Annotated in this window: 25 protein-coding genes; 11 read left to right on the top strand and 14 right to left on the bottom strand. The window is 72.9% G+C overall.

All coding sequences use genetic code 11. The features are described 5' to 3' along the window. Nucleotides 1–83: 83 nt before the first annotated feature. From ACFYUZ_RS22375 to ACFYUZ_RS22350, 6 genes are all read right to left on the bottom strand, one after another. Nucleotides 84–2,036, bottom strand: a complete 1,953-nt coding sequence (locus tag ACFYUZ_RS22375; RefSeq protein WP_389311851.1) for a protein kinase — start codon at nt 2,034–2,036, stop codon at nt 84–86. Between the two features lie 76 nt (nt 2,037–2,112). Next, nucleotides 2,113–3,411, bottom strand: coding sequence for a DUF6986 family protein (locus ACFYUZ_RS22370; protein WP_389311849.1), 1,299 nt, complete (start codon nt 3,409–3,411; stop codon nt 2,113–2,115). 156 nt (nt 3,412–3,567) lie between these two features. Continuing rightward, nucleotides 3,568–4,530 carry an electron transfer flavoprotein subunit alpha/FixB family protein gene (locus ACFYUZ_RS22365; RefSeq protein ID WP_389311847.1) on the bottom strand — a complete coding sequence of 321 codons (963 nt, stop codon included), beginning with the start codon at nt 4,528–4,530 and terminating at the stop codon, nt 3,568–3,570. A 57-nt stretch (nt 4,531–4,587) separates the two neighbouring features. Beyond that, entirely contained in the window at nt 4,588–5,373 is a 786-nt protein-coding gene (locus tag ACFYUZ_RS22360) for an electron transfer flavoprotein subunit beta/FixA family protein (RefSeq protein WP_389311845.1), read from the bottom strand. A gap of 199 nt (nt 5,374–5,572) precedes the next feature. Then, nucleotides 5,573–6,103 (bottom strand): flavin reductase family protein, encoded by a 531-nt coding sequence (locus ACFYUZ_RS22355; protein ID WP_389311843.1) that lies wholly within the window; start codon nt 6,101–6,103, stop codon nt 5,573–5,575. Nucleotides 6,104–6,300: 197 nt separating this feature from the next. Further along, nucleotides 6,301–6,612, bottom strand: coding sequence for a TlpA family protein disulfide reductase (locus ACFYUZ_RS22350; protein WP_389311841.1), 312 nt, complete (start codon nt 6,610–6,612; stop codon nt 6,301–6,303). A gap of 223 nt (nt 6,613–6,835) precedes the next feature. On the opposite strand from ACFYUZ_RS22350, the gene ACFYUZ_RS22345 reads away from it, so the two are divergent. Next, nucleotides 6,836–7,558 carry a lysophospholipid acyltransferase family protein gene (locus tag ACFYUZ_RS22345; RefSeq protein ID WP_389311839.1) on the top strand — a complete coding sequence of 241 codons (723 nt, stop codon included), beginning with the start codon at nt 6,836–6,838 and terminating at the stop codon, nt 7,556–7,558. 30 nt (nt 7,559–7,588) lie between these two features. Here the strand turns inward: ACFYUZ_RS22345 and ACFYUZ_RS22340 are convergent, their stop codons facing one another. The 5 genes from ACFYUZ_RS22340 to ACFYUZ_RS22320 all read right to left on the bottom strand — a co-directional run bounded on the left by ACFYUZ_RS22340 (nt 7,589) and on the right by ACFYUZ_RS22320 (nt 12,251). After that, the gene (locus tag ACFYUZ_RS22340; protein ID WP_389311837.1) at nt 7,589–8,188 is read right to left on the bottom strand and encodes a transglutaminase family protein; all 600 of its coding nucleotides are present in this window, start codon (nt 8,186–8,188) and stop codon (nt 7,589–7,591) included. Between the two features lie 74 nt (nt 8,189–8,262). Then, nucleotides 8,263–9,342: a threonine aldolase family protein gene (locus ACFYUZ_RS22335; protein WP_389311835.1), complete on the bottom strand. Its 1,080-nt coding sequence runs from the start codon at nt 9,340–9,342 to the stop codon at nt 8,263–8,265. Continuing rightward, on the bottom strand, nt 9,339–10,100 hold the full coding sequence (locus ACFYUZ_RS22330; RefSeq protein ID WP_389312182.1) for an SDR family NAD(P)-dependent oxidoreductase: 762 nt from the start codon (nt 10,098–10,100) through the stop codon (nt 9,339–9,341). The genes ACFYUZ_RS22335 and ACFYUZ_RS22330 overlap by 4 nt, the downstream gene beginning before the upstream one ends. 35 nt (nt 10,101–10,135) lie before the next feature. Next, a complete protein-coding gene (locus ACFYUZ_RS22325; protein WP_389311833.1) occupies nt 10,136–11,542 on the bottom strand; it encodes a DUF6421 family protein in 1,407 nt (468 codons plus the stop codon). A 157-nt stretch (nt 11,543–11,699) separates the two neighbouring features. Beyond that, a complete protein-coding gene (locus ACFYUZ_RS22320; RefSeq protein WP_389311831.1) occupies nt 11,700–12,251 on the bottom strand; it encodes a GNAT family N-acetyltransferase in 552 nt (183 codons plus the stop codon). A 171-nt stretch (nt 12,252–12,422) separates the two neighbouring features. Between ACFYUZ_RS22320 and ACFYUZ_RS22315 the strand changes: the two genes are divergently transcribed. The 4 genes from ACFYUZ_RS22315 to ACFYUZ_RS22300 all read left to right on the top strand — a co-directional run bounded on the left by ACFYUZ_RS22315 (nt 12,423) and on the right by ACFYUZ_RS22300 (nt 15,707). Beyond that, nucleotides 12,423–13,049: a DUF5134 domain-containing protein gene (locus ACFYUZ_RS22315; RefSeq protein WP_389311829.1), complete on the top strand. Its 627-nt coding sequence runs from the start codon at nt 12,423–12,425 to the stop codon at nt 13,047–13,049. 126 nt (nt 13,050–13,175) lie between these two features. Next, a complete protein-coding gene (locus tag ACFYUZ_RS22310; RefSeq protein ID WP_389311827.1) occupies nt 13,176–14,111 on the top strand; it encodes a M56 family metallopeptidase in 936 nt (311 codons plus the stop codon). 99 nt (nt 14,112–14,210) lie between these two features. Continuing rightward, on the top strand, nt 14,211–14,906 hold the full coding sequence (locus tag ACFYUZ_RS22305) for a phosphatase PAP2 family protein (RefSeq protein WP_389311825.1): 696 nt from the start codon (nt 14,211–14,213) through the stop codon (nt 14,904–14,906). Between the two features lie 129 nt (nt 14,907–15,035). After that, entirely contained in the window at nt 15,036–15,707 is a 672-nt protein-coding gene (locus ACFYUZ_RS22300; RefSeq protein ID WP_389311823.1) for a TetR/AcrR family transcriptional regulator, read from the top strand. On the opposite strand, the gene ACFYUZ_RS22295 is transcribed toward ACFYUZ_RS22300, so the two are convergent. After that, complete coding sequence (locus ACFYUZ_RS22295; RefSeq protein WP_389311821.1) at nt 15,686–17,224, bottom strand: LVIVD repeat-containing protein; 1,539 nt, start codon at nt 17,222–17,224, stop codon at nt 15,686–15,688. The genes ACFYUZ_RS22300 and ACFYUZ_RS22295 overlap by 22 nt on opposite strands. 179 nt (nt 17,225–17,403) lie before the next feature. Between ACFYUZ_RS22295 and ACFYUZ_RS22290 the strand changes: the two genes are divergently transcribed. Next, nucleotides 17,404–18,051: a DUF305 domain-containing protein gene (locus ACFYUZ_RS22290; RefSeq protein ID WP_389311819.1), complete on the top strand. Its 648-nt coding sequence runs from the start codon at nt 17,404–17,406 to the stop codon at nt 18,049–18,051. Between the two features lie 100 nt (nt 18,052–18,151). Here the strand turns inward: ACFYUZ_RS22290 and ACFYUZ_RS22285 are convergent, their stop codons facing one another. Further along, a complete protein-coding gene (locus ACFYUZ_RS22285; protein WP_389311817.1) occupies nt 18,152–18,505 on the bottom strand; it encodes an ArsR/SmtB family transcription factor in 354 nt (117 codons plus the stop codon). Between the two features lie 123 nt (nt 18,506–18,628). On the opposite strand from ACFYUZ_RS22285, the gene ACFYUZ_RS22280 reads away from it, so the two are divergent. From ACFYUZ_RS22280 to ACFYUZ_RS22270, 3 genes are all read left to right on the top strand, one after another. Continuing rightward, nucleotides 18,629–19,708 (top strand): NADH:flavin oxidoreductase/NADH oxidase, encoded by a 1,080-nt coding sequence (locus ACFYUZ_RS22280; protein WP_389311815.1) that lies wholly within the window; start codon nt 18,629–18,631, stop codon nt 19,706–19,708. Between the two features lie 97 nt (nt 19,709–19,805). Then, on the top strand, nt 19,806–20,888 hold the full coding sequence (locus ACFYUZ_RS22275; protein ID WP_389311813.1) for a WD40/YVTN/BNR-like repeat-containing protein: 1,083 nt from the start codon (nt 19,806–19,808) through the stop codon (nt 20,886–20,888). 127 nt (nt 20,889–21,015) lie between these two features. Then, nucleotides 21,016–21,564, top strand: a complete 549-nt coding sequence (locus ACFYUZ_RS22270) for an RICIN domain-containing protein (protein WP_389311811.1) — start codon at nt 21,016–21,018, stop codon at nt 21,562–21,564. A gap of 45 nt (nt 21,565–21,609) precedes the next feature. On the opposite strand, the gene ACFYUZ_RS22265 is transcribed toward ACFYUZ_RS22270, so the two are convergent. Beyond that, entirely contained in the window at nt 21,610–22,287 is a 678-nt protein-coding gene (locus ACFYUZ_RS22265) for a uracil-DNA glycosylase (protein ID WP_389311809.1), read from the bottom strand. A gap of 88 nt (nt 22,288–22,375) precedes the next feature. On the opposite strand from ACFYUZ_RS22265, the gene ACFYUZ_RS22260 reads away from it, so the two are divergent. Both ACFYUZ_RS22260 and ACFYUZ_RS22255 read left to right on the top strand, forming a co-directional pair. Further along, nucleotides 22,376–23,407 carry an N-acetylglucosamine kinase gene (locus tag ACFYUZ_RS22260; RefSeq protein ID WP_389311807.1) on the top strand — a complete coding sequence of 344 codons (1,032 nt, stop codon included), beginning with the start codon at nt 22,376–22,378 and terminating at the stop codon, nt 23,405–23,407. A 213-nt stretch (nt 23,408–23,620) separates the two neighbouring features. After that, on the top strand, nt 23,621–24,544 hold the full coding sequence (locus ACFYUZ_RS22255) for a sirohydrochlorin chelatase (RefSeq protein ID WP_389311806.1): 924 nt from the start codon (nt 23,621–23,623) through the stop codon (nt 24,542–24,544). Nucleotides 24,545–24,571: the final 27 nt, after the last annotated feature.

The raw sequence follows: 24,571 nt of genomic DNA, 5'->3' as shown, positions 1-24,571 counted from the left end.
CCCGGCCGCGTACGGCCGAGCCGGGACCGCCGTGGCCGGGGCCGCCGTCGGGCCCCTCACGGGGGGGACCGGCGGCGGCCCGTTCAGCAGATCGGGAGGCCGGGCACGGGCTGGTCGTTGGCCCCGCCCTTGAGGTAGACGACGCTGAAGTACACGTTGGTGTTGCCGCTGTCGTCGTCGGTCCTGGCCCACCAGATGTTGGTCCACCGGCCGTACGTCTCGCGGCGGCCCAGGTCGACCTGGCAGTAGAAGTAGTTCGTGCCGGCGTTCAGGACGCCCATCTCGCCGCCGTCGTGACGGTACGTCTTCTCGGTGCGCCACACCTGGCAGTCGTACTTCCCGCCGCCGATGGAGGTGCAGCCGCCGGACGCGGGGCTCGGGGACGTGTCGCCGCCGCCCGTCGTGGTCGAACCGCCGCCGGACGTTCCGCCGGTGCTGCCGCCCGGCACCGGCGCCTTGGTCGTCCTCGCCGGGGACGGGGACGCGTGCGAGGACGGGGTCGAGGACGAGTGCGAGGAGGGGGATGCGGACCGGCTCGGGCTCGCGGACGACGAACCCTTCGCGTCCCCCTCCGAGGGCGTCGCGGACGCGGACGGGCTCCCGGTCGCGCTCGCTCCCGACCCCGGCGCCCCCGAGTCGAGGACCCGGCCGGGCTCGGCGCCCGGGCTCGTCGGCGACTGTCCCCCGGCCGACTGCGCCTGCTCCGGGCCGCCGTCCCGGCCGACCAGGACGTAGGTGACGCCGCCGCCGACCAGCAGGACGCCCGCGACCGCCGCGGCGACCAGGGCGCCCGAGCGGTTCCGACCGGCCCGCCCGCGCCCGGCCGAACGCCTCGTCGGTGCGGCACCGGCGCCGTACGCCACGGGTCCCGCCGGTGCCCCGGACATCGGCACCGGGCCGCCGGGGGCGGCCTGTCCGGGCGCGCCCATGGCCGCTCCCGCGGCCGGCGGCACGGCCGGCCCGAAGCCCTCGGGGCGGTGCGGTACGGCGTCGTGCTGGGTGGGCGCCCACAGATGCGGGGCGCCGGGGGCCTGCGCGTCGGGGCCGCCGGGCCAGGTGCCCGGGGCCGCAGGCGACGCGTCCGCACCCGTGGTCGGCGTGCCCGGCGCCACGGGCGGCGCGTCCGGGCCGTCGACGGCCGTGGGCCACGGGCCGGCGGCGCCGGGCGCCCCGGCCGGTACGCCCGGCGCCGTCGCGTCCCGCCCCTCCGCGACCTCGGTCAGCAGGCGGGCGGCCGTCCGGGCGTCCGGGCGCCGGGCCGGGTCCTTGTCGAGGAGCCGGGCCAGGACCGGGGCGAGGGGGCCGGCCAGGCGGGGGGCCGGAAGGGGTTCCACCACGATGGCGTTCAGGGTCTGCCAGGTGGAGGTGCGGCGGAACGGCGAGGTGCCCTCCACGGCCGCGTACAGGGTGGCGCCGAGCGCCCAGACGTCCGAGGCGGGACCCGGCTGCTGCCCCTGGGCCCGCTCGGGCGCCAGGTAGTCGAGCGAGCCGACGATCTCCCCGCTGCGCGTCAGATGGGTGGCGGAGCCGTCGCCGGGGTCGTCCATCGTGGCGATGCCGAAGTCGGTGAGGACGACCCGTCCCCCTCGGTCGAGGAGCACGTTGCCGGGCTTCACGTCGCGGTGGAGCACGCCCGCGTCGTGCGCGGCGGCCAGCGCCTCCAGGACGGCGGCGCCGATCTGCGCGGCCTCCCGGGGGTCGAGGGTGCCGCGTTCGCCGAGGACGCCGTCGAGGGAGGGCCCGTCGACGAGTTCCATGACGATGACCGGGCGGCCCTCGTGCTCGGTCACGTCGTGGACGGCGATGACCCCGGGGTGCCTGACCCGGGCGGCCGCTCGCGCCTCGCGCTGCATCCTCAGCCGGAGGTCCTCCAGCTCGGGGCCCGACGCGTCGTTGTAGGTGCGCAGTTCCTTGACGGCCACCTCGCGGCCGAGGACCTCGTCGACCGCGCGCCAGACGACGCCCATGCCGCCGCGCCCGAGCTGCCGCACCGTTCTGTAGCGGCCCGCGAGCCGCTCGTACTCCCCCGATGACACCGATGCCCCGTTCCCTGTGGCTGCGTTGGACGCGTACAGGGTACGGGGCGGCGGTGGACTCCCTGTGGGCGACCGGTTACTGGGCGGTCGCCGTCAGGTCGCCCCGGCGCGGGGCGGCGAAGCGCTCGAGGTCGGCGCGGGTCATGCCGGTGAGGGCGTCGACCTCGGCGGTGTCGAGGGCGCCGCACTGGAGGCCGCGCAGCAGGTAGGAGGAGAGCGCCTTGGCGGTGGCGGGCTCGTCCATGACGTCGCCGCCGGCGTGGTTGGCGTAGGCGGAGAGGCGCTTGGCGGCGGTCTCGAAGCCCTCGCGGTAGAAGGCGAAGACGGCGGCGTACCGGGTGGGGATGTGGCCGGGGTGCATGTCCCAGCCCTGGTAGTAGGCGCGGGAGAGGGCGCGGCGGGTGAGGCCGTAGTGCAGGCGCCAGGCCTCGTGGACGTGCTCGGTGGAGCCGACGGGGAGGACGTTGGTGGAGCCGTCGGAGACGCGGACGCCGGTGCCGGCGGCGGCGACCTGCATGATCGCCTTGGCGTGGTCGGCGGCCGGGTGGTCGCTGGCCTGGTAGGCGGCGGAGACGCCGAGGCAGGCGCTGTAGTCGAAGGTGCCGTAGTGCAGTCCGGTGGCGCGGCCCTCGGCGGCGCCGATCATGCGGGCGACGGCGGCGGTGCCGTCGGACGCGAGGATGGACTGGCTGGTCTCGATCTGGATCTCGAAGCCGAGGCGGCCGGCGTCGAGGCCGTGGGCCTTCTCGAAGGACTCCAGGAGGCGGACGAAGGCGGAGACCTGCTCGGGGTAGGTGACCTTGGGGAGGGTGAGGACGAGGCCGTCGGGGAGGCCGCCGTTCTCCAGGAGACCGGTGAGGAAGACGTCGGTGGTGCGGATGCCGCGGTCGCGTACGGCGGCCTCCATGCACTTCATCCGGATGCCCATGTACGGGGCGGCCGTCCCGTTCGCGTACGCCTCGGTGATCAGGCGGGCGGCGCGGGCGGCGTCTGCGTCTTCCGCGGCCCCGCCCTGTCCGGCGTAGCCGTCCTCGAAGTCGACGCGGAGGTCCTCGATGGGCTCGCGCTCCAGCTTGGCCCGTACGCGGCCGTAGACGTCCTCGGCGAGGTCGTCGGAGAGGCCGAGGACGGCGGCGAAGGAGGCGGCGTCCGGTGCGTGCTCGTCGAGGGCGGCGAGGGCCTGGTCGCCCCAGGAGCGGATGGTGTCGGCGTCGAAGACGTTGCCGGGGACGTAGACGGTGTGGACGGGCTGGCGGGTGCCGGGGTCTCCCGGGTAGCGCCGGTCGAGCTCGGCGTCCACCGCTGCGAGGGAGGCGCTGATGCCCTCGCTGACCGCGCCGGCGAGGCTCGTCGACACCTTCTCCTGCTGACCCATCCTGCATCCTCCTGTTTTCCGCTGCACGGAATCAACAATCCGTATAGCGAAGTTAGTAGGCCGCCGGGACCTGCGTCAATGGTTGTCCGAAACGGCCGGGGGCCGCACGGCGACAGATCGCCGTGCGGCCCCCGGGACCGACAGAACCGCAGGTCATCAGCCCTTGCGGGTCTTGACCTCTTCGGTGAGCTGCGGGACGACGTCGAAGAGGTCGCCCACGACGCCGTAGTCGACGAGGTCGAAGATCGGGGCCTCGGCGTCCTTGTTGATGGCGACGATGGTCTTCGAGGTCTGCATGCCCGCGCGGTGCTGGATCGCGCCGGAGATGCCGGAGGCGATGTACAGCTGCGGCGAGACCGACTTGCCGGTCTGGCCGACCTGGTTGGAGTGCGGGTACCAGCCGGCGTCCACGGCGGCGCGCGAGGCGCCGACGGCCGCGCCGAGGGAGTCGGCGAGCGCCTCGATGATCGCGAAGTTCTCGGCGCCGTTGACGCCGCGGCCGCCGGAGACCACGATCGCGGCCTCGGTCAGCTCCGGACGGCCGGTCGACTCGCGCGGGGTGCGGGAGGTGACCTTGGTGCCGGTGGCCTTCTCCGAGAAGGAGACGGCCAGCGCCTCGACGGCGCCGGCGGCCGGGGCGGCCTCCACGGGGGCCGAGTTCGGCTTGACCGTGATGACCGGAGTGCCCTTGGAGACGCGGGACTTGGTGGTGAAGGAGGCGGCGAACGCGGACTGCGTGGCGACCGGGCCCTCGTCACCGGCCTCCAGGTCCACGGCGTCGGTGATGATGCCGGAGCCGATGCGCACCGCGAGGCGGGCGGCGATCTCCTTGCCCTCGGCGGAGGAGGGGACGAGCACGGCGGCCGGGGAGACGGCCTCGTACGCGGCCTGCAGGGCCTCGACCTTCGGGACGACGAGGTAGTCGGCGAACTCGGCGGCCTCGGCCGTCAGGACGCGGGTGGCACCGTGCTCGCCGAGGACGGCGGCGGTGTCGGCGGCGCCGTTGCCCAGCGCGACGGCGACCGGCTCGCCCAGGCGGCGGGCGAGGGTCAGCAGCTCCAGGGTGGGCTTGCGGACGGCTCCGTCGACGTGGTCGACGTAGACGAGAATCTCAGCCATGGGACTTCAATCTCCTGCGAACGAAAAGGGGCGGACTTCAGCGGCTCGCGCGAGCCCTTAGATGAACTTCTGGCTCGCGAGGAACTCGGCCAGCTGCTTGCCGCCCTCGCCCTCGTCCTTGACGATCGTGCCGGCGGTGCGGGCCGGACGCTCGGCGGCGGAGTCGACCGCGGTCCAGGCACCCTCCAGGCCGACCTCCTCGGCCTCGATGTCGAGGTCGGAGAGGTCCAGGGACTCCACCGGCTTCTTCTTGGCGGCCATGATGCCCTTGAAGGAGGGGTAGCGGGCCTCGCCCGACTGGTCCGTCACGGAGACGACGGCGGGCAGCGAGGCCTGGAGCTGCTCGGAGGCGGTGTCGCCGTCGCGGCGGCCGGTGACGACGCCGTCCTCGATCTTGACCTCGGAGAGCAGGGTGACCTGCGGGACGCCCAGGCGCTCGGCCAGGATCGCCGGGAGGACGCCCATGGTGCCGTCGGTGGAGGCCATGCCGGCGATGACGACGTCGTAGCCGATCTTCTCGATCGCCTTGGCGAGCACCAGCGAGGTGCCCATGACGTCGGTGCCGTGCAGGTCGTCGTCCTCGACGTGGACGGCCTTGTCGGCGCCCATCGACAGCGCCTTGCGCAGCGCGTCCTTGGCGTCCTCGGGACCGACGGTGAGGACGGTGACCTCGGCGTCGTCGGCCTCCTCGGAGATCTGGAGCGCCTGCTCGACCGCGTACTCGTCGAGCTCCGACAGCAGGCCGTCGACGTCGTCGCGGTCCACCGTCAGGTCATCGGCGAAGTGCCGGTCGCCGGTGGCGTCGGGCACGTACTTCACACAGACAACGATCCTCAAGCTCACGCCGGCTCTCCTACTGCATCGTCATAACTGGGCTGCCTTGTTGCTCGCAGCATAGGCGCCTGAAGGGCGGGTTTCCGGTCGGGGCGCCGGACGCCCCGACCGAAATATTACTCGCCAGTACACCCAGTCCGTTACCAGTGAGCAAGCGCTCAGGCATGTGACCTTGCCAACGCGCGGAGAGCGGCGCGTACGGGAACCCTCAGTCGCGCAGGGCGTTGAAGCGGCCGTGGTGGTAGAGCAGCGGCCGGCCCGCCCCGTCCGGGTCCCCGGCGACCGCCTGTGCGATGACGATCCGGTGGTCCCCGGCGGGCACGCGGGCCACCACCCGGCAGACCAGCCAGGCGAGGACGCCGTCCAGGACCGGCACGCCCTCGGGGCCGACGCTCCAGCGGGTCCCCTCGCCGAAGCGGTCGGCGCCACTGCGCGCGAAGGTGGCCGCGAGCTCCTGCTGGTGCTCGCCGAGTATGTGGACGCCGATGAACTCGGCCTCGGAGACCACGGGCCAGCTGGAGGAGCCCGTACCCACCCCGAAGGAGACCAGCGGGGGTTCGGCGGCGACGGAGTTGAGCGAGGTGGCGGTGAAACCGACGGGCCGTTCGCCGTGCGCGGTGATGACCGCGACGCCGGCCGCGTGCCGGCGGAAGACCGAGCGGAGCAGATCGGGGGAGGCCTGGCGGGGTGCGCCGATCGTGGGAACGGTGCTGAGCTGGAGGTCCGGCGTAACCGTCATGGAGTTGTCCTTCTGCGAGGGCGTCATGAGAGGGGTCCTGGGGTGGTCAGACACCCGGACAGCGCGCGCTCGCGTTGCGGGCCAGGTCCACGTGGGCCCGGCCGTAGAGAAGGAGTTCTATGGGCACTCCGTCAGGGTGACGATCGGTGGACGGTGCAGTCAAGTGGGTACCGGGATGTGGGAGAAGTGTCACGGCGTCAGACGGCCTGTCCGAGAGCGGCGATGACGTCCGCCCTGCGGGGCTGTCCGGCGGCCCTGCGGACGACGCGTCCGGAGGCGTCGAGGACGAGGACGGTGGGGGTGCGGGCGATGCCGAGCTCACGCACGAGGTCGAGGCGCTCCTCGGCGTCGATCTCCACGTGCCCCACGCCCGGCACCATGGCGGCGACCTCGGCGAGGGTGCGGCGGGTGGCGCGGCAGGGCTGGCAGAAGGCCGTCGAGAACTGGACGAGGGTGGCCCTCTCCCCCAGCGCGGCGCCGAGCGCCTCCGGCCCCAGGACCTCGGTCATCCCACTTCCCTTCGCTCTCCCGTTCCCCCGGTGCAGCGTCGCACGGGGCCGATCGATTCCCGCCACGACCACCGCGAGTGACGAGAATCTCCCCGTACGAAGCCGTCTGGACTGGTCACGGGGCCCCACATGGGGCACGATCTGCCCAAAGCCGAAAACCTACGGCCGCGTAACTTCGCCGGGAGAACCCGCTCCGGGCACGTGAAGAAGAGGTTCCTCTCCGATGGCAGAACTCGTCTATCGACCGGTCATCGGCGCCGCTCTGACCATGTTCAAGGCGCTCGACCTGAAGATCGACACCCAGGGTTCGGAGCACATCCCGCGGACCGGCGGCGCGGTGCTCGTGAGCAACCACATCAGCTATCTGGACTTCATCTTCACCGGTCTCGCGGCCCTCCCCCAGAAGCGCCTGGTGCGCTTCATGGCGAAGGACTCGGTCTTCAAGCACAAGATCTCGGGCCCGCTCATGCGGGGCATGAAGCACATCCCGGTGGACCGCGCCCAGGGCGAGCACGCCTACAAGCACGCCCTGGAGTCGCTGCGGGCCGGCGAGATCATCGGCGTCTTCCCCGAGGCGACCATCTCGCAGTCCTTCACGCTGAAGGGCTTCAAGACGGGTGCGGCGCGCCTGGCGCAGGAGGCCGGCGTCCCGCTGATCCCGATGGCGCTGTGGGGCACCCAGCGACTGTGGACGAAGGGCCGGCCGCGGAACTTCAAGCGGAGCCACATCCCGGTGACCATCCGCGTGGGGGAGCCGGTCGAGGCCCCCGCCGACCAGTACGCGGGCGCGATCACCCGGCGGCTGCGCGAGCGCGTCCAGGAGCTCCTGGAGGCCGCGCAGCGCGCCTACCCGGTGCGCCCGAAGGACGCGAGCGACACCTGGTGGGTGCCCGCGCACCTGGGCGGTACGGCTCCGACGCCGGCCCAGGTCAAGGAAGCCGGCTGACGGAACCGTTTCTCCGCGCCGCCCCGGGGATCAGAGCTCCGCGGGCAGCGTCCGGTCGAGGTGCGGGCGGTCCGGGGCGGCCTTCAGGGCGCCCAGGACGGCCGGGTGCGGCTCGACGTACAGCTCGGGATGGTCCGCCTCGCCGAGCTCGGGCCGTACGGTCCGGGCCAGCCGCTCCTCCCCCAGCGAGAACCCGGCGTCGACGCCCGGCTTGTTCCCCCGTACGTCCTGGCGCGCCCAGGCGCTCTCGCCGGGCAGCAGGACGGCGACCAGTCCGTGGATCACCGGGTCCGAGCCGTCGTCCTCGGTGAGCCGCTGGTAGCAGAGGGCCGCGGGGATGCCGCGGGCCCGCAGGAGCGCGGCGTACGCGATGGACTTGGCGTAGCAGATGCCGGTGCGCCGCCGCAGGACGTCGGAGGCGCGCCAGGTGACGTGGAGGTCGCCGGAGTCCATGGAGTGCGGGATGGCGTCGCGGACGTACGCGTAGGCGGCTTCGGCGTATGAGTATGCGTCGGGATGATCGTCCGCGAGGCGGTCGGACACTTCCCTGACGAGCGGGTGCTCATGGTCGACGGCCTCGCCCGCCGCGAGGTACGCGTTGACATCAGGGCTCTGCTGGATGAGTTCCATGCGGGACGACCCTATGGAGACGGCCGGACGGAGTCAATGACTTTCCGTCCGGCCGTATATTCATACAGGCGAAGCTAGCGGGCCAGCTCTTCCTTCAGCGCCTGGAGGAAGGCGTCCACGTCGTCCTCCAGGGTGTCGAAGGAGCACATCCAGCGGACGTCGCCGGCCGCCTCGTCCCAGAAGTAGAAGCGGAAGCGTTCCTGCAGGCGTCGGCTCACCTCGTGCGGGAGGCGGGCGAAGACCGCGTTGGCCTGCACCGGGTAGAGGATCTCCACCCCGTCGAGCTCGCGCACACCGGCGGCGAGGCGCTGGGCCATCGCGTTGGCGTGGCGGGCGTTGCGCAGCCACAGGTCCTTCGAGAGGAGGGCCTCCAGCTGCACCGACACGAAGCGCATCTTCGAGGCGAGCTGCATGGACAGCTTGCGCAGGTGCTTCATGTGGCTGACCGCGTCGGGGTTGAGCACGACGACGGCCTCGCCGAAGAGCATGCCGTTCTTCGTGCCGCCGTACGAGATCACGTCCACGCCGACCGCGTTGGTGAACGCGCGCATCGGCACGTCCAGCGAGGCGGCCGCGTTGGCTATCCGGGCCCCGTCGAGGTGCACCTTCATGCCCTTGGCGTGGGCGTGCTCCACGATCGCGCGGATCTCCTCCACCGTGTAGACGGTGCCGAGCTCCGTGTTCTGGGTGATCGAGACGACCTGGGGCATCGCCCGGTGCTCGTCCTCCCAGCCCCAGGCCTGCCGGTCGATCAGCTCGGGGGTGAGCTTGCCGTCCGGGGTGGGGACGGTGAGCAGCTTGAGGCCGCCCATCCGCTCCGGCGCGCCGCCCTCGTCCACGTTGATGTGGGCGGTCTCGGCGCAGACGACGGCGCCCCAGCGGTCGGTGAGGGCCTGGAGGGCCGTCACGTTCGCCCCGGTGCCGTTGAAGACCGGGAAGGCTTCGGCGGTGGGGCCGAAGTGGCTGTGCATGATGCGCTGGAGGTGCTCGGTGTACTGGTCCTCGCCGTAGGCGACCTGGTGGCCGCCGTTGGCGAGGGCGATGGCCGCGAGGACCTCGGGGTGGGCGCCGGCGTAGTTGTCGCTGGCGAAGCCCCGGACCGACGGGTCGTGGTGACGACGTGCGTCGGTCCTGGGGCCGAGTGCCGCGGTCACGGCTTGGGGGTCAGCCACAGACGCTGTCCATTCACTTCCTGGGCGGGCTTGTCCCAGAGCCCGGCGATCTCGTCGGCCAGGTCCTTGACGTCGGTGAAGCCCGCGAACTTCGCGTTGGGGCGTTCGGCGCGCATCGCGTCGTGCACCAATGCCTTGATCACCAGGATGGCAGCCGCCGCCTGCGGGCCCTCGTCGCCCCCCAGCTTGCGGAACGAGTCGGCCATGGCGAGGGTCCAGGCCTCGGCGGCCGCCTTGCCGGCGTTGTACGCGGCGTTGTTGGCGACCGGCTTGGACGCGCCGGACTGGCTGATCAGGGCGTACCGGCCGCGACCGCCGGCCCGCAGCAGCCCGTCGTGGAAGGCGAGCGAGGTGTGCTGGACGGTGCGGATCAGGAGCTTCTCCAGGAAGTCCCAGTCCCGCAGGTCGGTCTCGGCGAAGGAGGGCGCGCCGCGCCAGCCGCCGACGAGGTGGACCAGGCCGTCGATCCGGCCGAACTCCTTCTCGGTCTTCGCCGCCCAGTCGCGCGTGGCGTCCAGGTCGAGGAGGTCGACCGTGTCGCCGACGACCTTGGCTCCGCCGTGCGCGTAGCGGGCGGCGTCGACGGCCTCCGCGAGGCGCGCCGGGTCGGCGTCGGAGGCGACGACCGTGGCGCCCGCCTCGGCGAGACGCAGCAGGGCCGCGCGGCCGGCGGGACCGGCCGCGCCTGCGACCGCGATGACGGCGCCGTCGAGCGGTCCGCCGTTTCCGTTGGCGATCATGGGCGACGCCTCCTCGGTGCTCTCGGTGAGGTCGCTCACGCGGCGGCCCGCTCGATGCTCGGGACGTCGGCGGCGGTGATCCCCTTGGTGTCGGCGATCACGCCCTTCAGCTTCTTGGCGAGGGCCTCAAAGAACATGCTGAGCGGAAACTCGTCCGGAAGCACGTCGTCGACGAGCTTGCGGGGCGGCAGGGAGAGGTCGAGGGCGTCGGGACCCTTGGCCCACTTGGAGCCCGGGTGCGGGGCGAGGTAGGTGGAGACGAACTCGTACGCCTTGAACCAGTGGACCAGCTTCGGGCGGTCGATGCCCTCGCGGTAGAGGGTCTCGATCTCGGAGCAGAGGCGGTTGGTGACCTCGGGGGCGCGGTCCCAGTCGATCGTGAGGATGTTGTCCGTCCAGCGCACCACGTCGTTCTTGTGGAGGTACGCGAAGAGGAGCTGGCCGCCCAGACCGTCGTAGTTGCGGGTGCGGTCGCCGGTGAGCGGGAAGCGGAACATCCGGTCGAAGAGGACGGCGTACTGCACGTCGCGGCCGTGCCCGTTGCCCTCGGCCTCCAGCTTCACGGCCTCCTTGAAGGCGGTGAGGTCGCAGCGGAGCTCCTCCAGGCCGTACATCCAGAACGGCTGGCGCTGCTTGATCATGAAGGGGTCGAAGGGCAGGTCGCCGCGGCTGTGGGCGCGGTCGTGGACCAGGTCCCAGAGCGCGAAGGCCTGCTGGCAGCGGTTCTGGTCGCCGAGCATGACGGCGATGTCCTCGGGCAGCTTCACGCCGAGGGTGTCGACCGCGGCCTCGGTGACCTTGCGGAAGCGCGCGGCCTCACGGTCGCAGAAGATGCCGCCCCAGGTGAAGCGCTCCGGGACCTCGCGGACGGCGACGGTCTCCGGGAAGAGGACGGCCGAGTTGGTGTCGTACCCGGCGGTGAAGTCCTCGAAGGTGATGCCGCAGAAGCCCGGGTTGTCGTAGCGGGTGCGCTCCAGCTCGGAGAGCCACTCCGGCCAGACCATGCGGAGCACGACGGCCTCGAAGTTGCGGTCCAGGTTGCCGTTCTGCGTGTACATCGGGAAGAGCACGAGGTGCTGGAGCCCGTCGGCGCGGTCGGCGGCCGGGTGGAACTCCATGAGGGAGTCCAGGAAGTCCGGGACGGTGAAGCCGCTCTCGACCCACTTGCGCAGGTCCGCGACGAGGGCGCGGTGGTAGGCGCCGTCGTGCGGGACGAGCGGGGAGAGCTGCTCGACGGCCGCGACCAGGCGGTCCACGGTCAGCTCGACGAGCGCGCGGGCGGGGGCGCCCTCGGCCTCGAAGTCGATGGAGCCGTCCGCGGACTGCCAGGGACGGATCTCCTCCACGGCATTCTTGAGCTCGGCCCAGGCCGGGTGGTCGATCACACGGGCTTCGGTGGATATCCCCCCACCGGTCACGTCCTGCACAAGAATTTCCGTCATGCCTCTTCCTCCACAGGAGAACCTTGCGTCAAGACAACGTAACCATTGACGCTTCGTTCCCACAAGGGGAGGTAAGAGAAATTATCCTGTGCGACCCCCCTGACGGCAGAAGTTTTTCCTGTCCGTCAGGGTCGAAGCCGCCCTTCCGCCGGACGGATCAGTTCAGCGGCTTGATCAGCAGCTCGAACTCCAGGTCGTCCCGCTGGGGCAGCCCGAAGCGCTCGTCGCCGTAGGGGAAGGGGGTCATCCGGCCCGTGCGCCGGTAGCCGCGCCGCTCGTACCAGGCGATCAGCTCCTCACGGACGGAGATCACCGTCATGTGCATCTCCCGCACGCCCCACAGCTCGCGCACCCGGCGCTCGGCCTCCGCGATGATCCGCTTGCCCAGACCCGCGCCCTGCAGCTCCGGGCGGACGGCGAACATGCCGAAGTAGGCGGCCTCGCCCCGGTGCTCCAGCTGGCAGCAGGCGACCAGCTCGCCGTCCCGCTCGACGACCAGGAGCCGGCTGCCGGGGGCGGTGATGACCGCGGTCACGCCCTCGGGGTCGGTGCGCTGCCCCTGGAGGATGTCCGCCTCCGTCGTCCAGCCGCCCCGGCTGGCGTCGCCCCGGTAGGCCGACTCCACGAGCGGGACGAGTGCCGGGACGTCGTCGAGGACCGCTTCGCGGTAGCTGATCCGGCCGGTCTCCTGGGACGTGGCGGTGTCCATGTAACGGGGCTCCCCTCGGGCGCTGACGATCGGCGTGCGCGATCGTCCCGAGCCTAACGCGCGCCTCTTTCGCTCCCCTCGTACACCTGTGCGCGCCCGTGCGCCCGCGTGCGGCGTCCGGGAGGCGGGCATTCCTCCCTGGAGGGGACGGCGGCGAGGGGGAGGTGTGCCGTGCACGGACCGGCTCTGTCCGGGTGGTTGCTGGTCGCGCTGTGCGCGGCGACGGGCGTGTACTGCCTGCTGCGGACGCGCGTCTGCGACGGCGAGGAGCGGCGGGCCGCGGTCGGCGAGGCGGTGATGGGGTTCGGGATGGCGGCCATGGCGCTGCCGGCCGCGGCCCTGACCCCGCCGGAGTGGGGCTGGACGGTGTACGCGGCGGTGTTCGGCGCGGCGACGCTGCACGGCCTGCTGGCGGTCCGGCACGGCGGCCACCATCTGCACCATCTGGTGGGCTCGCTCGCCATGGTCTACATGGCGGTGGCGATGGCGGCGCCCGGCGCGGCGGGGGCGCACGCGGGGCACGCGGCGGGGGCGGCGGGCGGCATACCCGTGCTCACGGGCGGGCTCCTCCTCTACTACGTGGCGTACGTGCTCCGCTCGGGGGCCCGGCTCGTGCCGGTGACGGCGGCCGCCGGGAGCGGTGCGGGCGCGGCCTGGACGACTTCCGGGAGCGGTGCGGGCGCGGCCTGGGCGACCACCGGCGGCGGGGGGCGCGCCTGGGCGTCCCGGCCGGAGCTGACACACGCCTGCCGGCTCTCGATGGCGCTCGCGATGCTGGCGATGCTGGTGACCCTGTGACGCTCCCCCGGGCCTCACGGGATCCGGCCCGGCGACAGCCGCTTCCGGCCAACCAAACCGTGGCGTACGTCACTTGCCGCCCTTCCCCGTACCCCCGGCGAGTACCGCGCTCATAGGGTGACGCCCATGTGGGTCTCCCTCGCGCTGTTCCTGCTCGGCGTCCTGACCGCCGTCGCGGCCCCCCGGCTGCTGTCCCGAGCCGACTGGGTGGAGCGAGAACCCGTGGTGGCCCTGTGGGTGTGGCAGTGCGTGGTGGCCGCGGTGCTGGTCAGCTTCGCGCTCTCCATGACGTTCAGCGCGTCCGCCACGTGGAAGGCCGTACGGGGACAGGTCTTCGCGGGCGCGCCGAGCGCGGTGGTCGACGCGTACGAACTCGGCACGTCGGGGCCCTGGTCGGCGGTGCTCGCCGTGGTGCTGGCGGCCGGCGGGCTCTGGTCGGGGGCGATGCTGGGCCGGGAGATCGGCCGGGCCCGCGCCCGGCGCCGACGGCGCCGCTGCGATCTGCTCGTCCGCGCGCCCCTGCTGCCCGGGGAGCGGCCGGGCAGCGAGCGGCTCGTCGTCCTGGAGGGCGAGCGGGCGGACGCCTGGTGGATGGCCGGCTCCACGCCCCGGCTGGTCATCACGACGGCGGCGCTGCGGCGGTTGAAGGGACGTCAGCTGGACGCGGTCCTGGCGCACGAGCAGGGCCATGCCCGGGCGCGGCACGACTGGCTGCTGCACTCCTCGGCGGCGCTGGCCGCCGGGTTCCCGGGGATCCCGGTCTTCGCGGCCTTCCGCGAGGAGATGCACCGCCTGGTGGAGCTGGCCGCCGACGACGTGGCCTCGCGCCGCTTCGGGCGGCTGACGATCGCGCTCGCGCTGGTCGAACTCAACGAGGACCGGGGCGTCTTCGGCCCCGGCCCGGCGCACGACGCCGATCTGCCCCAGCGGGTGAACCGGCTGCTCACCGCGGCTCCCCGGCTCACCGCGGGGCGCCGGCTCCGACTGACGGCGGCCGCGTCCCTGGTGCCCGTGGTCCCCGTGCTGGTGGCCTTCGTCCCGGCGCTCAGCGCGCTGGGATAGCGGCCGGTGACGGCGCGCGCGGCGGACGGGATCACGGCGGCGACGCGCACGGGCCGTGCAGAGGGCCCTGCGGGGCGGATCGTCGGGCAGGATCGGCGCATGCGCTCCTCCGCCGTGGTCTCCGGAGTCCTCGCCCTGATCCTGCTCGTGCTCGTCGCGGTGGGGTGGCCGCCGCTGCTCTCCTTCGACCGTGCGGTCGCCGAGGCCCTCCACCGCAACGCCCTCGCCCATCCCGGCTTCGTCCAGGTCAACCGCGTCCTGACGGACTGGGTGTGGGACCCGTGGACGATGCGTGCCCTGGCCGCGGCCGCCACGGTGGTGCTGTGGTGGCGGCGGGAGCGGCGGGCGGCCCTGTGGGTGGCGGGGACGAGCCTGCTGGCCGCCGGCTCCCAGCAGGCCCTCAAGGCGCTGGTGGGGCGGGAGCGGCCGTACTGGAGCGAGCCCCTCGACTCGGCGCGGTACGCCGCCTTCCCCTCGGGCCACGCGATGACGGCGACGGTCACCTGCGGGCTGCTGCTGTGGGTGCTCGCCCTGCACTGGCGGGACGAGTGGCGCGGCTGGGGCGCCCTGGCGAGCGCGGCGGTCGTCTCGGTGCTCGGGGTCGGCTGGACGCGGGTCTACCTGGGCGTGCACTGGCCCTCGGACGTCGTGGAGGGCTGGCTGCTCGGCTGGTGCTGGGTGGCCGCGGCGGTGCTCACGTACCGCTGGAGCGAGCGGCGCGGAGCGGCACGCCCCTCCCCCGGCGGCGACGGCGGCGCGGGGAGCGGCGGGAGCAGAATGGGAGAAGGACGATGAAGCCGCCTGTTCTGGACGATCCCCCGTGTCGCCCAGAACAGACGGCATCCCCGGCGGTACGCCACACGGACATGCCGACGGGATGCGCCGAGTATATTGGCCGGCAGCCAGTCAACGCAGGAGTCCAGCATGTCCCCGCGTAGCCCATCGGTCAATGAAGAGCTTCGGCGCCGGTCGCGCGAGCGGATTCTCCAGGCCACGGTGGAGCTGATCGACACCCACGGCTACGAGGCGACCACGCTCGGTGACATAGCGGAGCGGGCCGGCACGGCGCGGGGGCTGATCTCGTACTACTTCGCGGGCAAGCGGCAGCTGCTCCAGGCGGCGGTGCACCGGCTGATGCACCTCACGCTGGAGGAGGCGCTGGAGCGGGAGCCGCGCACGGAGGACGGCCGCGAGCGGCTGGCACGCGCGATCGACGCGATCCTGGGGCTCGCGGTGACCCGGCCCACGCTGATGCGGACGCACATGGCGAGCATCCTGCAGGCCGAGGGGTTCGTGCAGTGCGAGGAGCAGCAGCGCCTGGCGTTCCTGCTGCGGGACACGATCGCGCGGTACGGCTCCACGGACGTGGACACGGACTATCCGCTGCTGCGCGCCCTGCTGATGGGCTCGGTGGTGGCGGTGCTGCTGCCGGGGGCTCCGATGCCGCTGGCACGCCTGCGGTCGGAGCTGTTCCAGCGGTACGGGCTGGACTGGGAGGCGGGCACGCCGCCGGACGGGGGTCCGCCCGGCGGCATGCCGGTGCTCAGGCCGTCAGCCGGCCGTCACGGCCTCGATCAGTCGTCGAGGTCGAAGTAGTCCGGCTGGGTCTGGACGTTGAGCTGGTCCATCCGGATCCGCTTCGCCGGGTCCGTACGACGGTCGGAGAGCTTCAGCACGTCGAAGCCCTTCGCGATGTCGTTCGAGTAGATGTGGCCGTTGTAGTAGTACGCGGACCAGGAACCGCCCGTCGCCATGGTGGTGGCGGACAGCGGACCGCGCTCGAAGTAGGCGATCTCCTTCGGGGCGGAGGAGTCGGTGAAGTCCCATACGGAGACGCCGCCCTGGTACCAGGCCTGGACCATGAGGTCCTTGCCCTTGACCGGGATCAGCGAGCCGTTGTGGGCGACGCAGTTCTCGGTGTCGGCCTGGTGGCGCGGGATCTTGAAGTAGCTGCGGAAGACGAGCTTGCGCCGGTCGCCCTTGCCGACGATGTCGTAGATGCCGTCGGCGCCCCGGTTGGGGCCGACCTGGGCGTTGCAGGTGGCGGCGCCGCCGCCGCCCAGCTCGTCGGTGAAGACGACCTTGTTCGCCTTCTGGTTGAAGGTGGCGGAGTGCCAGAACGCGAAGTTGACGTTGTCCTGGACCTGGTCGATGACCCGCGGGTGCTCGGGGTCCTTGATGTCGAAGAGGATGCCGTCGCCCATGCAGGCGCCGGCCGCGAGGTTCTCCGACGGGAGCACGGTGATGTCGTGGCAGCCGGTGGTCTTGGAGACGCCCGGGTTGGTGGGCGCGCCCGGGTTGCCGCCGCCGTCCGGGCCCTCGCCCGGGAAGAGGACGGGGAAGCCGACGACCGCCGCCTGCTCGGGCGCCTTGCGGGGCACCTTGATGACGGAGATGCCGTCGTGCGGGGGCTGGCAGTCCGGGAAGGCCGCGTTGGGCGAGTAGGAGGAGACGTAGATGTACACGTTCTTGCCCTTGGGCAGGATCGTGTGGGTGTGGGAACCGCAAGCGGTCTCGACGGCGGCGACGTACTTCGGGTTGGCGATGTCGCTGATGTCGAAGATCTTCATGCCCTCCCAGGATTCCTTCACCGAGGCGGGCTGCGTCGTGCTGGCGCACGAGTTGTCGCTCCGGGAGGAGTCGGTGGAGAGGAAGAGGAGGTTCCCGGAGACGGAGACGTCGTTCTGGGAGCCCGGGCACAGGACCTGCGCGACGGTCTTCGGGGCCTTCGGGTCGCTGATGTCGAAGATCCGGAAGCCGTCGTAGTTGCCTGCGAAGGCGTACTTGCCCTGGAAGGCGAGGTCCGAGTTGAGGCCCTTGAGGGCGTCCTTGGGGACGTTCGCCAGGTGTTCGATGTTCTGGCTGTGGACGATCTCGTCCACGCCGGGTATCTCGCCGCTCCGGATGGCGGAGCGCGCCTCGGCGGCCTGCTGCGAGGAGACCGTGCCCTGTGCGGGGCCGGCGTCTCCGGGGTCGGGGGTGGCGGCCGCGGGGCCTGCCGCGAGCAGTGTGGCCAGCAGCCCGGCGGCGGCGGATGCCACACCCAGGCGTCTGAACCGGGCACGCGGGTCACGCGTGTCGGACGTGGTACGCGGGGTACGCAACGAAGTCACTCCGTCCTCCCTGGTATCCGTTCAGCTTTGAACGGGTGTTGCACCCCGGCAGTATCTTCCGTGGCGTGCACATCTCAACAGATGGCAACACAGTCGTAATGAAGGTTTTTGATCGGTCCCCCCGAGAAAAGTGCTAGGAACGGTCACTGTCCACGCAAGAACCCCTGGAGGTCGCGTTGTTGATCCGCCGTCAGCGTGCCGTCGTCGCCGCGGCCCTGTCCGCCGTCGCCGTACTCGCCCTGGGCGCCTGCGAGTCGGCCCCCGACCAGGGCACGCCGCGGGCCGGCGCCTCGACCGGCCCCTCGGTGGTGGCACCGGGGAAGCCCGGGGAGCCGGCCCGGCGGATATCCCCCGAGGAGGCCGCGCGACTGCTCCCCGACGAGAGCCCGAACGGCGCGGACTTCCGCTACGTGCAGATGATGACCGTGCACCACCGGCAGGCGCTGACGATGACGGCGCTGGCACCGGGGCGGGCTTCCTCGCCCCAGGTGAAGAGGGTGGCCGAGCGGATCGCGGCGGCACAGCGGCCGGAGATCGACGCGATGGAAGGTTGGCTGAAAAACAACGGCGGTCCGCGCGAGCAGGGCGCCCACGACCACCACTCGATGCCGGGCATGGCGACCGAGGCCCAGCTGGAGGAGTTGCGGGACGCGAAGGGCAGGGCCTTCGACGCGCTCTTCCTGAAGCTGATGATCGCGCACCACGAAGGGGCCGTGACGATGGCCGCCGAGGTGCTGAGCGAGGGGAACAACGTCCTGGTGGAGGAGATGGCGAACGACGTGATCGCCCAACAGACCTCGGAGATCGACCGGATGCGCTCCCTGTAGGCGCGACCGGAGGCGGGAGGGGGCGGCCGGCGGCCGCCCCCTCCTCGCGTTCCGCCCTCCTCGCGTTCCGCCCTTCTCGCGTTCCGCCCGGCGCCGGCCGTCAGGCGGTCTCCCCCTCGCGTCCCGCCTGGGCGCCGGCGGCGGCCAGGACGGAGTCGAGGAGGCCGGGGAAGAGGGCTTCGAGGTCGGTCCTGCGCAGGCAGTTGAGCTTGGTCGTGCCCCGGTACATCTGCTGGATCACGCCGCTCTCGCGGAGCACCCGGAAGTGGTGCGTGGTCGTGGACTTGGTGACCGGGAGGTCGAAGTAGGAGCAGCTGAGTTCGGTCTCCTCGCGCGCCAGGTCCCGCACGATCCGCAGGCGCACGGCGTCCGAGAGGGCGTGCAGCACCTCTTCGAGGCGGATCTGGTCGCGCGTGGGGTGTTCGAGGACGCGCGGGCTGGTGGTGGTCGTCATGGCGGCGGCTCCACTTCATCCGGGATGCGCCCCATTGTACGAGGGTCCTCGTAGTTTGACAGGTGCCGTACTACGATGAGTATCGTACGAGCATCTTCGAGGCATCCCGAAACGGAGTCCGTCATGAGCGTCGCCCTGTTCGAGCCGTACACCCTGCGTTCCCTGACCGTGCCCAACCGGGTCTGGATGGCGCCCATGTGCCAGTACTCGGCGGAGACGAGCGGACCGAACGCGGGCGTCGCCGGCGACTGGCACTTCGCCCACTACGCGGCCCGCGCCACCGGCGGCGCCGGACTGATCCTCGTGGAGGCGACCGCCGTCTCCCCCGAGGGCCGCATCAGCCCGGCCGACCTCGGCCTCTGGAACGACACCCAGGTCGAGGGACTGCGGCGCATCTCCGGATTCCTCAAGGAGCACGGCACCGTGCCCGGCATCCAGATCGGGCACGCCGGACGCAAGGCCTCCACCGACCGCCCCTGGGTGGGCCGCGGTCCGGTCTGGCCGGGCGAGGGCTGGCAGCCCGTCGGCCCCAGCCCGGTCGAGTTCGCCGAGGGCTACCCCGTCCCGACCGAGCTGACCGTGGAGCACGTCCGGGAGATCACCGGACAGTTCGCGGACGCGGCCCGGCGGGCCCTGGCGGCCGGCTTCGAGGTCCTGGAGATCCACGGCGCGCACGGCTACCTCATCGGGGAGTTCCTCTCCCCGCACAGCAACCACCGCACGGACGCCTACGGCGGCTCGTTCGAGAACCGCACCCGCCTCGCCCTGGAGGTCGTCGACGCCGTGCGCGCCGTCTGGCCCGAGGAACTGCCCCTCCTCTTCCGGATCTCCGCCACCGACTGGCTGGAGGAGCGGGGCTGGACGGTCGACGAGACCGTGCGCTTCGCCGCCCTGCTGCGCGAGCACGGCGTCGACCTCCTCGACGTCTCCAGCGGCGGCAACGGCGGACCGGCCGAGATCCCGGTGGGCCCCGGCTACCAGGTGCCCTTCGCCGCCCGCGTCAAGGCCGAGACCGGGCTGCCCGTCGCCGCCGTCGGCCTGATCACCGAGAGCGAGCAGGCCGAGAAGATCCTCGCCTCCGGCGAGGCCGACGCGGTCCTCCTCGGCCGCGAGCTGCTGCGCGACGCCTCCTGGCCGCGCCGCGCCGCCCGCGAGCTGGGCGCGCGGACCCCCGCGCCGCCGCAGTACGCCTGGGCGATCTGACCGCCGGCCGGGCCGGGAGTGTCTCCGGGGGGCGTTGTCGGTGGCCGGGTGCAGACTGGCCCGTATCAGTGACAACGGCGTCCTGGAGGTGGCAGCCATGCCCGACGTACTCCTCACCGTAGGCACCCGCAAGGGCCTCTTCATCGGCCGGAGGCACGACGGACGCTGGGAGTTCGACGATCCCGGCTTTCCCGCGCAGGCGGTGTACTCGGTCGCCATCGACACCCGGCGGCCGACCCCGCGCCTGCTCGCCGGCGGGGACAGCGCGCACTGGGGCCCCTCCGTCTTCCACTCCGACGACCTCGGCAGGACCTGGACCGAACCGGCCCGCCCCGCGGTGAGGTTCCCCGAGGACACGGGAGCCTCCCTGGAGCGGGTCTGGCAGCTGCACCCGGCGCCGGAGCACTCCCCCGGCGTCGTGTACGCGGGGACCGAGCCGGCCGCGCTCTTCCGGTCGGCGGACGGCGGCGAGTCCTTCGAGCTCGTCCGCCCGCTCTGGGAGCATCCGACCCGCTCGGAATGGGTGCCCGGCGGAGGGGGCGAGGCCGTGCACACCGTCGTCACCGACCCGCGCGACCCGGAGGCGCTGACGGTCGCGGTGTCGACGGCGGGGGTGTTCCGCTCGCGGGACGGCGGGGCCGCGTGGGCGCCCTCCAACCGCGGGGTGTCCGCCGTCTTCCTGCCCGATCCGAACCCCGAGTTCGGGCAGTGCGTCCACAAGATCGCCCAGGACGCGGGCGACAAGGACCGGCTCTACCTCCAGAACCACTGGGGGGTCTTCCGCAGCGACGACGCGGGCGCGAGCTGGACCGACATCGGCTCGGGCCTCCCCTCCGACTTCGGCTTCGCGGTCGCCGCGCACCCGCACCGCCCCGACACCGCCTACGTCTTCCCGATCACCGCCGACTCCGACCGGGTCCCGGCGGGCCGCCGCTGCCGCGTCTACCGCACGACGGACGCGGGCGGGACCTGGGAGCCCCTGAGCCGGGGACTGCCCGAGGGCGACCACTACGGCACGGTGCTGCGGGACGCGCTGTGCACGGACGACGCGGACCCGGCGGGCGTCTACTTCGGCAACCGGAACGGCGAGGTGTACGCGAGCGCCGACGACGGGGACAGCTGGCAGCTCCTGGCGGAGCACCTGCCGGACGTGCTGTGCGTGCGGGCGGCCGCGATCTGACGGAATCCCGGGTTCCGCCGGTCCGGGTCAAACGGCCCCGCAGAGAGGGGAGTTCGTTCGCACGGACATGCGATCATGGGGCCGCTCTCCCGGCCGTCGGCCGGGGCCTCCCCGATTGCAGAGGACCATGAAGCCCAGCCTCTTCGCCCACGCCCGCCGCGGCCTGCTCGTGCTCGCCGCCGCCCTCGGCCTCGTCTTCGGCGTCACCGCCGCCCCGGCCCAGGCCCAGGACCTCGCCCTGGAGGGCGTCTTCGAGCTCCGGCCCCTGCACACCTCCGGCAAGTGCCTGGAGGTAGCCGACTGGAGCAAGAACGACGGCGCGGCCGTCCGCCAGTGGGACTGCACCGGCGGGGACAACCAGAAGTGGGCGCGGTACTCCGCCCCCGGCTCTTCCAGGGGCCCGTACTGGTACATCAACCTGAACAGCGGCAAGTGCCTGGAGATCCGCGACTGGGGCACCCACAACGGCGCCGTGGCCGACCAGTGGAGCTGCCACTACGGCGCCAACCAGACCTGGTACGGCAACTCGGGCATGATCTACCCGGACTACGACTACGCCGCCGGCAAGTGCCTGGAGATCGCCGACTGGCGGACCGACAACGGCGCCCCGGCCCGGCTGTGGGACTGCAGCTACCGGCAGGACTCCAACCAGACCTTCTACCCCCAGCGAGCCTGACCCGCCGACAGGGGCGCCGGGCACCGCACCGGCGCCCCTCCGGGCTCAGGGCAGGCGCCAGTCCACCGGCTCGGCGCCCATGCCGACGAGCATCTCGTTCGCCCGGCTGAACGGACGGGAACCGAAGAAGCCCCGGTCCGCCGACATCGGGGACGGATGCGCGGACTCGATCACCGGCAGGTTCCCCAGGAGCGGGCGGGCCCTGCGGGCGTCGCTCCCCCAGAGGATCGACACCAGGGGCTTGCCCCGGGCCGCCAGCGCGCGGATGGCCTGCTCCGTGACCTCTTCCCAGCCCTTGCCCCGGTGGGCGCCCGCCTTGCGCGGGGCCGTCGTCAGCGCCCTGTTGAGCAGGAGGACGCCCTGGCGGGTCCACGGGGTCAGATCGCCGTTCGACGGCCGGGGCAGACCGAGGTCGGTGTGCAGCTCCCGGAAGATGTTCTCCAGGCTGGGCGGCAGCCGACGGACCTCGGGCGCGACCGAGAAGCTGAGCCCCATCGGCATCCCCGGGGTGTGGTAAGGGTCCTGACCCACGATCAGGACCCGCACCTCGTCGAAGGACTGCTGGAAGGCCCGCAGCACGTCCGGCCCGGAGGGCAGGTACGTCCGGCCCGCGGCGATCTCCGCGCGCAGGAAGTCGCCCATCGCGGCGACACGTCCCGCGACGGGGCTCAGGGCCTCCGCCCAGCCGGGCTCCACCAGTTCGTTCAAGGGTCGCGCTGTCACGGTCCGTCACTCTACCGGCCTACAGTGACAGCCGGGTCCGGCCCGGACCTCCGCCCGCCGCCGCTCACGCCTCCCAGGATGGTGCACCGTGGTCTCCGTGGATCCCGTGGACTCCGTACTTCCCGTTCCCTCCGCGCAGGAGGCCGCCGGGGCCCTGGTCGTCGGTGTCGACTCCGGCGGTTCGGGGCTCCGCGTCGCGCTGGCCGAAGCCGCGAGCGGCACCCTCCTGGAGACCGTCTCCTCCCGGGAGCCGGTGCGGACGGGACCGGGCGGGATCTCCGCCGCGCACTTCCTGGAGCAGGTCCTGCCCGCCGTCACCGCCCTGCGGGAGCGGTCCGGTGCGCGGCCGGTCGTCGCCGCGGCCGTGGGCGCCGCCGGGATGGCGACCCTCGGCGACGAGCTGCGGGCCGAACTGCCGCGCGCCTTCGAGGAGGCCTGGGGCGTACGCCGTCTCGCGCTCGCGGCCGACGCGGTCACCGCCTATGCCGGGGCGCTCGGACAGCGGCCGGGCGCCGTCGTCGCGGGCGGCACGGGCCTGATCGCGCTCGGCACGGACCTGACGGCCTGGCGCCGGGCGGACGGCTGGGGGCACCTCCTCGGCGACTGCGGCAGCGGCGCCTGGATCGGCCGGGCGGGCCTGGAGGCGGCGATGCGCGCGCACGACGGACGGCGCGGGGGTTCGAGACCGCTCCTGACCCGGGCCGAGAAGCTCTTCGGGCCGGCAGCCGGACTGCCGGGCCTGCTCTACCCGCGTACGGACCGCCCCGCCGTACTCGCCTCCTTCGCCCCCGAGGTGGGGCGCTGCGCCGCGACCGACCCCGTGGCGGCCGGCATCCTCGCGCGGGCCGGCGCCCACATCGCCGAGGCCGCCGAGGCCGCGTGCCCGGCGGAGCCGGGCGCCCCGGTGGCCCTCACCGGCGGGCTCTTCAAGATGGGCGAGCCCCTGCTCGCGCCGTTCCGGTCCGCCCTGGGGGAGCTGCTGCCGGGGGCCCGGACGGTGGAGGCGGCGGGAGACCCGCTCGCCGGGGCGGTCACCCTCGCCTCCGCGCTCGCCACCGGCACCCTGCGCCTGCCGGAAGACCCGTCGCTGCTCCGTCTGTTCGGCGCCGGAGCGGCGTAGGCGAGGCCGCCCGCCCAGCTCGAACGCGGTGCGCGGGAACGGGAGAAGGCCCGGACGGGACGACGGAGGGAAGGAGGCGGAGCCGGAACCGGGGCGGGCGCGAAAGGGTGGCGGAACGGAAGCCGGGGCCGAGAGCGGACATAGGGGGACGGAAGGCACGTGACCGCACCTCAGCCAACGGCGCGGCGGGCGAAACCAGTAGCATGCGGCGCCATGAGCTCCCCCACTGGGCCTGCTTCCGGCCTGCCTGTACGAATGCCTCGACCCCGCCAGTCCGGGCGGCACCGTCGCCCCGAACCCGCGGCGGCGCCCGAGGGCGCTCCCGCACTGGTTCTCGCCGTGCCCGGCACGCCGTCCGACGCCATACGCGCGCTTGCCGAGGAGGTCGTGAGCATCGCCCGCTCCGAGCTGCCCGGCCTGGAGGCCGCGATCGGCTTCCTGGAGGGTGACGACGCCGAGTTCCCCTCGCTCGCCTCCGTCCTCACGGCGGCCGCCGCGCTCCGCGGCGAGCGGTACGAGCTGGCCCTGGCCGCCGGCCGTGAGGTCACCGCCCCGACGGGCCCCGCCGCGGTCGTCGTCCCGCTGCTCGCGGGCCCGGACAGCGCCCAGATGCGCCAGGTGCGCCAGGCCCTGATGGACGCCGGCAACACCGCCGAGCTGACCGACGTCCTCGGACCGCACCCGCTGCTCGCCGAGGCCCTGCACGTGCGTCTCTCCGAGGCCGGCCTGGCCCGCGCCGACCGCGCCCGGCTGTTCACGGTCGCGACGGCCGCCGACGGCATCATCCTGGCCACGGTCGGCGGCGAGGAGGCCGTGCAGGCCGCCGGGATCACCGGCATGCTGCTCGCCGCGCGCCTCGCCGTCCCGGTGATGGCCGCCGCCCTCGACCAGGAGGGTTCCATCGCCTCCGTGGCCGAGCAGCTGCGCGCCGCCGGCGCGGAGCAGCTGGCCCTCGCCCCGTACCTGATCGGCCCCGAGCTGGCCGACGGTCTCCTCGACGAGGCGTCGAAGGAGGCAGGGTGCGCCGCCGCCGAACCGCTGGGCGCCTACCCGGCCATCGGCAAGCTGGTGCTCTCGCAGTACACGGCCGCGCTGGGCATCGCGCCGCAGCAGCCGCAGGGCGCCCCGTCGCTCTGAGGCCCGCCCTCTGGGACACCCGGCCCC

This window comes from Streptomyces sp. NPDC004266 (assembly GCF_042874095.1).
Classification (GTDB): Bacteria; Actinomycetota; Actinomycetes; order Streptomycetales; family Streptomycetaceae; genus Streptomyces.
The sequence above is the reverse complement of the archived record's forward strand: the minus strand, read 5'-3'. Positions and strand labels throughout refer to the sequence as shown.